Annotated in this window: 5 protein-coding genes; 4 read left to right on the forward strand and 1 reads right to left on the reverse strand. The window is 42.1% G+C overall.

What is annotated here, in order from left to right; translation table 11 throughout:
- Complete coding sequence (locus HY063_10425; GenBank protein ID MBI3502201.1) at positions 1–1014, forward strand: T9SS type A sorting domain-containing protein; 1014 nt, start codon at positions 1–3, stop codon at positions 1012–1014.
- Between the two features lie 53 nt (positions 1015–1067).
- Here the strand turns inward: HY063_10425 and HY063_10430 are convergent, their stop codons facing one another.
- On the reverse strand, positions 1068–2597 hold the full coding sequence (locus HY063_10430; protein ID MBI3502202.1) for a hypothetical protein: 1530 nt from the start codon (positions 2595–2597) through the stop codon (positions 1068–1070).
- A 184-nt stretch (positions 2598–2781) separates the two neighbouring features.
- Between HY063_10430 and HY063_10435 the strand changes: the two genes are divergently transcribed.
- The 3 genes from HY063_10435 to HY063_10445 all read left to right on the forward strand — a co-directional run bounded on the left by HY063_10435 (position 2782) and on the right by HY063_10445 (position 7161).
- Entirely contained in the window at positions 2782–4677 is a 1896-nt protein-coding gene (locus HY063_10435) for a hypothetical protein (protein ID MBI3502203.1), read from the forward strand.
- Positions 4678–4902: 225 nt separating this feature from the next.
- Positions 4903–6495, forward strand: coding sequence for a T9SS type A sorting domain-containing protein (locus HY063_10440; GenBank protein MBI3502204.1), 1593 nt, complete (start codon positions 4903–4905; stop codon positions 6493–6495).
- Positions 6496–6615: 120 nt separating this feature from the next.
- On the forward strand, positions 6616–7161 hold the full coding sequence (locus HY063_10445; GenBank protein MBI3502205.1) for a hypothetical protein: 546 nt from the start codon (positions 6616–6618) through the stop codon (positions 7159–7161).
- The last annotated feature ends 135 nt before the right edge of the window (positions 7162–7296 follow it).

Raw genomic sequence — 7296 nt, forward strand, 5'->3', positions numbered from 1 at the left:
ATGAAGAAAATTTTACTCCCATTTGCCATCTGCTCTCTTATTGGTTTCAATCCCCTCGGGACATCTTACCTGCTTTTTTCCCAGCCCATCGTTTCCATCGGGCATACTTCCAATTTTGCGGGCGCATCGGCTTCTTCGGTAACTATTACTAAGCCATCGGGTGTACAACAAAATGATTTTCTGCTCGCGCATGTTTCGGGAAGAGTGATTTCGGGTTTTGCTTTGCTTCCGCCATCAAACGGCTGGACATTGATTCGCAAACTAAACACCGGCTCGCAGTTCGGCTCGTATTGTTTTTACAAAATTGCTTCTGCTTCAGAGCCGTCAACTTATACTTTCACGGATTCAACAGGCGCGATGCTCTATGATAAACTCGGAGTGATTTCCGTCTGGCGAGGAGTGGATATTATTTCTCCGATTAATGCAGAAGGCGATACCATCGTGAATGGTTCTCCGCACAGCGCGCCCTCCATTATCACCACTGTTGACTCGTGCATGATTGTTACTTTATTTTCGGATGGAAGCGGAAGCACCTGGACTCCGCCTTCGGGAATGACGGAAGAATATGATACTGCCGCAGCGCAAAGCAGTTGGGTGAGCGATGCGTGCGATTATGTATTGCAGCCCTCCATGGGAAGCACAGGAATAAAAACAGCAACGCCTTCTTCTAATTCTCTCGCCACTGCATTCATCATTGCGCTTCAGCCGCCAAGTTCTCCCACAAATGTTTCGGCTCTTTCTTTCAATGCGGATGTTCAGATATTTCCTAATCCCACGAGCGGGGTTTTTCAAGTGAGAAGTGAGAAGTTAGAAGTGAGAAGTATTGAAATCTATAATGTGTATGGAGAAAGAGTGTATTCGTGGAATAGTGGATTAGTAGATTCGGGAAAAACCAATCCACCAATTCACCAATCTACTATTGACTTAAGCGAAGCGCCCAGCGGAATTTATTTTCTGCAACTTAAAACAAGCGAAGGCATTGCAAACAAAAAAATAATCATCTCCGCAGAATGAACTTGTCTCCGATATATCGGAGCGGTGCCGTACTTTTGTCGGACAGCAAATGACTATTGAATGACGGCTGCTTGTTTTGATTTCTCCTTTACCACCTCCGCAAAGGGGCGGTTTTGTATTTTGCTTTCTATCCAGTTCGGAAGGTCAATGTAGTTGAGGATTTTCGCTTCAAACGGATTTTGCAGAAGTTTTTCGGTGAGGGTTTTTAATTCCTTCCATGCTTCCCTGTTTTCTTTTGCGGACGCATCGCGTGAAAATTTTTTACTGAAAAACCCGCTGATGGTTTTTTCGAGGCGGTAAGCATATTTATCTCTCTCAAAATAACGCTGAGCTGATTTGGCAAGATAGGTTAGGATGGCACGGTTTCCTTTTTCAAGATGCGCAATCATGTGCAGCAGGCGTGCAGAAACCTGCAAATCCATCCGGAAATCTTTTGAAGCATTGTTCACGATTTTATTCGTCCACTCTATTGCACGGGAATATTGCCCTGCGCCAAAATAAGAGTAGGCAATAATGAATTGAAATTCCATATGACTTTGTTTACCAATCTTACTTTTAAAATTTTCTAATCCTTTTTCTACTTCATCGCTGACAAGCAACACGGCTTTTTCAAATTCGCCTGTAATATGCAAAATGCTTAGTGAGAGCAAAGAGGAAGTGGAAAAAATAAAAAGGGCAATCCTTGAATTTTTAGGAGAGATGGTTTTAATGCTTTCAAGAATTTGTAATGCCTCACCGTACCGGGATAATTCTGTTAATGCAATGCTCATGTTCTTCATCAATGCAATATATGTTTTTTGTCGGTCTTCGATCTGATGAGGATGCGCTTGCATGATTTCGGTCAACTGTTTTATGTGCTGATATGTTTTCTGTAAATCCCCTATAGTGCGGAAATAAACGGATGCGCTTGTGTACATGTGAAGTTTGGCATCAAAGGGCAACTCTTTTTTCAGCAGGGAGAAATCCATAATTGCGCGCACACGATTCACGACATTTTTGCTTTTTACATAAACTCTTTCCGACTGAAATTGAAAAAGGCGGCTCTGAATATGGCGTGCACTGCAAATCAACTTATAGTTTTCTAATTCCTTCTTCTTTTGCTCCATCAACGCATCGAGATGATGGCTTGTAACGCCTGCATATTCTTTTGCTCCTATCACATTCGATTCCCAGTTCAGCAGTTCAAGCATTGCCAAATGATTCTCATGAAGCGATGCAAGTTTTTTTGCTTTGCGGATGAGTGATTCGCATTCATCATACAGCGCACGCTCAAAAAGAATTTCAATGGTGCGGAGCATGTCGTGCAACCTGCTTTGCACGGAATATTCCCGGTGATAAAAACAAAGCGCGCGCAAAAGCAGTTTATACAATTCATGCTTAACCACATGAAATCCTTTTATGCGAAGCGTTTTGCGAAGATGCGTTTCATCATACGCTTTTTGCTTAGCGACCGCATCAAATAACTTAACATAATTTCCTTCTTTGCTGTCGGGCAGATTATTCAGGAGGAAAATTTTGCAGTAGCGCTTTTCACTTCCGCTGAGGGATTGGATTAACCGGAATAAATGAGGGGCGGAAACCATGTGTAAATCTACATTTTAATTGCAAACAGAAGATTAATAATAATAGCACTGTATACTTACATACAGCACATAAAATTGGTTTGTTATCTAATTCAGAAACCTTATAATAGCAGAAATATATCTTGCCAAACATGTTATTTGTAATTACTTTTACATTATCAAACAAACCAGTAATTCATCTTCAATGTACAATTACTTTTTTCAAACAAATCCCGCGCATCAATGCAAGCCAATAAACCGGATGGTGTTTGTAGCCACTGTCCTGTCAACAATTATTATTCTGCTGTGTTCTTTTTCTCTTTTCGCTCAAAAAATTGCAGCGGGAGAAGCCCATTCTCTTTTTGTTTGCTCAGATGGCTCGGTAATGGCAACAGGGCGCAATAGCACCTATGGCGCCTGTGGCACAGGAAGTACTTGCTGCGACTTATGCACTCCCGCAAAGGTAAAGACAGGCGCATCGGGCTGCGTAACTAATTTATGCAGCATCACAGCCGTTGCTGCCGGAGGGGTTCATTCACTCGCCTTGAAGAGTGATGGAACTGTGTGGTCTTGGGGATATGACCAAGACCCTATATCTTTGGCGGTAACCGGACAATTGGGCAATGGCGATGCCACAGGCGCAACTCAAAGCGCACCTGTGCAGGTAGTGGCAGGCGCATCGGGCTGCGCAACCAATTTATGCAGCATCACAGCCATCGCGGCAGGAGGTTTACATTCCCTTGCCTTGAAAAGTGATGGCACCGTGTGGGCGTGGGGAGATAATACTTACGGGCAGTTAGGTGACGGCACCAATACGGCAAGAATCACACCTGTAAAAGTAACGGTTCTCACAGGCACTGTTACAGCCATTGCAGCAGGAAAATATCATTCACTTGCCTTAAAGAGCGATGGAAGCGTGTGGGCGTGGGGAAGAAACGATAATACTTATGGTCAGTTAGGCGATGGCACACTGATAAATAGAAACGCTCCTGTGCGTGTAGTAACAGGCGCATCGGGATGCGCCACTTATTTATGCGGCATCACAGCCATAGCAGCAGGAGCAAATCATTCCATGGCTGTTGGGAGCGGTGGCTCTGTGTTTGCCTGGGGAAGCAATACGGGTGGTGAATTAGGTGATAATACTACAACTCCCCGTTCCACACCCGTGCAGGTTCTGACAGGTGCATCGGGATGCGCAACTTATTTATGCAGCATTACAGCAGTTGCTGCAGGAAACAACCATTCCAAAGCGTTAAAGAGCGATGGCACTGTGTGGGCTTGGGGAACAGATGTGAACGGAGAAATGGGAGTCAACGGAGGTCAATCAAACACTCCGGTGCAGGTTCACGGTGTTAATAATTCAGGACTTTTAACTGGCACTGCTCTTGCCCCTGGCGGAGCAGGAGCGGCTCATGCCCTTGCTTTAAAGAGCGATGGAACAGTGGCGGCTTGGGGAAGTGATTTATCCGGACAATTAGGCGCTACTGGTTTTGATTGCACTTGCGGATGCGGCAATCCCACGGTTGCATATTATCCTGTGAATCCATCGGGGTTATGCGCCATAACTCTTCCCATAGAATTGCTTTCCTTCACGGGAATCTGTGACGGAGAAAAAAATATTCTTTACTGGTCAACAGCCACAGAAATAAACAATGATTATTTTTCTATTGAAAGAAGTTCTGATGGAAAAGTTTTCGAAGAAATAGGAAAAGTAAACGGAGCAGGAAATTCTTCCGCTGTCCGCAATTATGAATTTATAGATGCTGAACTGCAATCTGCTGCCACTTTCTACTACAAAATAAAGCAAGTGGACTATGACGGCAAGTTTGAATACTACAGCCCTATTTCGATAAACTGCAATGCAGAACAAGGCGTTACTGTTTTGCCCACGCTTTCTTCCATTGGTTATTTCACCGTCCTTGGAAAAGGAAAAGCAGATGAAATTGCGGTGTACGATTTGCTTGGGCAAAAGGTCTTCGAAGCAAAGAACGAACTGCTGCCTTATGTAATAAACATGGAAGCGGCAGGCAATGCTATTTTTCTTGTTTCTATAACAGCAGACAAAAAGACAAGCAACAAAAAAATAATCAGCACCCGGTAAGCAACCAAACAACGAAAAGATGCATCTTACATAAGGAAACCTCTAAAAACTCAAGCATCAAAAAACAAATCTCAAATAAATCACAATGAATAAAATTCAAAATACCAAATACTGATTTCTGTTTTTTTTTCTTACTGGTTGCCACTTACTAAAAAAATCCAACCACTTACTAAAAAGTTGAAACAAACTTGGATTGAATGCCGTATGTTTGTATAAAATAGTGGTATGATAAAAAATTACTTCTTCTTTTTTTTCTATATTATTTATTCTGCTCTTCATGCACAGGTTATGTTTCAAAAAACATTTGGGGGGACTAATACTGATTGGGCGTATTCTGTTGAACAAACCAGTGATAGAGGATTTATTATGGTCGGTTTTACTGGAAGTTTTGGAGCGGGATTTGACGATGCGTATCTGCTGAAAACAGATTCCCTTGGTGTTTTACAATGGGAAAAAACATATGGCGGTACTGAAGATGATTATGGGTTTTCTGTTCAGCAAACAAATGATGGAGGATTTATTGTCGCTGGTTGGACACATAGTTTTGGAATGGGATATAGTGATATTTATTTAGTAAAGGCATCTTCAGGAGGTTCTTTGCAATGGTCAAAAACTTTTGGAGGAACATCGCTCGATTATGCTACATCAGTACAACAAACAAGTGATGGAGGATATATTATTGTCGGTTTAACAGAAAGTTTCGGATCGGGATTGACAGACATATATCTTTTAAAAACAGATTCAAATGGCTCCTTAAAATGGACAGCAGTTTTTGGAGGAACAAATGATGATGAAGGACGGGCAATTTTACAAACTAATGACGGAGGTTTTATTATTACTGGAGGTACAAAAAGTTTTGGAGCAGGTGATGAGGATATATATCTTTTAAAAACAGATTCAGCGGGTATATTGCAGTGGACAAAAACAATTGGAGGCACAGGAGGCGAAGAAGGATATTCCCTTCAACAAACTAATGATGGAGGTTATATTATTACAGGAAATACAAATAGTTTTGGTTCAGGAAATGATGATATTTATTTGATAAAGACAGCATCGGATGGGACACTTCAATGGTCAAAAACATTTGATGGATCTAAAGATGATATTGGGTTTTCTGTACAGAAAACTAATGATGCAGGATTTATTATTACCGGTTTAACAAATGGTTTCGGTTCTCAAAATACTTATCTTTTAAAAACCGATTCAAATGGTACTTTTCTATGGGCTAAAGTTTTCATTCCACCATATACTGCTAATTATGGGCAAATGCTACAGCAGACAAGTGACGGTGGATTTATTATCGTTGGAGGAGTGGGTGGTCAATATACTGATGTTTATTTAATCAAAACAGATAGTATCGGAAATAGTGGCTGTTATGAAACATCATCTATTCCAATCATAAGTAATGGAGGTATACAAAGTAGCGGAGGCATACAAACAACAGGGGGAATAATGATAACTCCACCCACGCAAGTAGATACCGGAGGTGTTGAAACGGTTCTTTGTTATACAGGAACTGATGAAATAACGAAGAAAGACTTCATAAGCGTTTACCCAAACCCATCTTCCGGCATTTTCACCATTCAATTACAAGACCCTTCGACTTCGCTCAGGGTGACAGCCGTTGATGTTTATAATGTGTTTGGAGAAAAAGTGACACGAAGTGTCATTCCGAGCGGAGCGAGGAATCTCACCATTGACATTTCCAATCAGCCGCAAGGAATTTATTTTCTGAAAGTGTCCACCATAGGCGAATCCGCCTCTGGCGGAAAAACAAGCGAAGGTACGGTGAACAAAAAAATAATTATCACCCGGTAAGCAACCAAACAACAAAAAGATGCATCTTGCATAGTAACTGAACGGGCAAGAAAGTTTATTCTTTCGTTAGATTTATAACTATATTATCCGTATATTTGACTTCTAATCAAATTCACCCGAATGAAAAAAATCTTTACCACTCTTTTTATCGCCAGCATTTTCACCGTTCATGCACAAACTCCGGGCGCCTGCGGAAAACACAACTCGGAACCCATTCCTTACAACGGAAACGGTTCGCTGGGTCCCGCATACAGCGCCACTGCCTGCGGATTAAATTATGTGTTTGACTCCACGCTGGTGGAAACGCGGTTTAATACATATACCACAGCCGGCAATTACGGTTCGGGGCTTCCGGCAAAATGGAATATCTCCGGCTTGCCTGCAAGTTACGTGGTGGATAAAGCATTTGTGTGGGCGCTGGTTTCGTATCAGTCGGCAACGGCTCCCGCTTCAACAGTAACCATTACAAACCCGGCAAGCGGTATAAGCAATTTTTCCGCTTCGCCTGCGGGAACTGACGGACCAAAATGCTGGGGAGAAACCGGCACTGCCGTTTACCGGTACGATGTAACTCCGAGCGTGGTTGGAAACGGAATTTATACATTCAACTTTTCCGGCTTCTCCAACCCGAACTGGGAAATTGATGGCGCCACTTTATTTATTTAGGACTTTCGCAACAAAGGTAAAAAACATTCGGAATAAACAAGCAGATGTTGAAAAAATAAAATCAGGCAGAGAGATAGCAAGGGCAAAATAAATCATCATAGCGGTTCACCAAAACGAACTTCTATGAAAACAACA

It is taken from the genome of Bacteroidota bacterium (genome assembly GCA_016195025.1).
GTDB lineage: Bacteria > Bacteroidota > Bacteroidia > Palsa-948 > Palsa-948 > Palsa-948.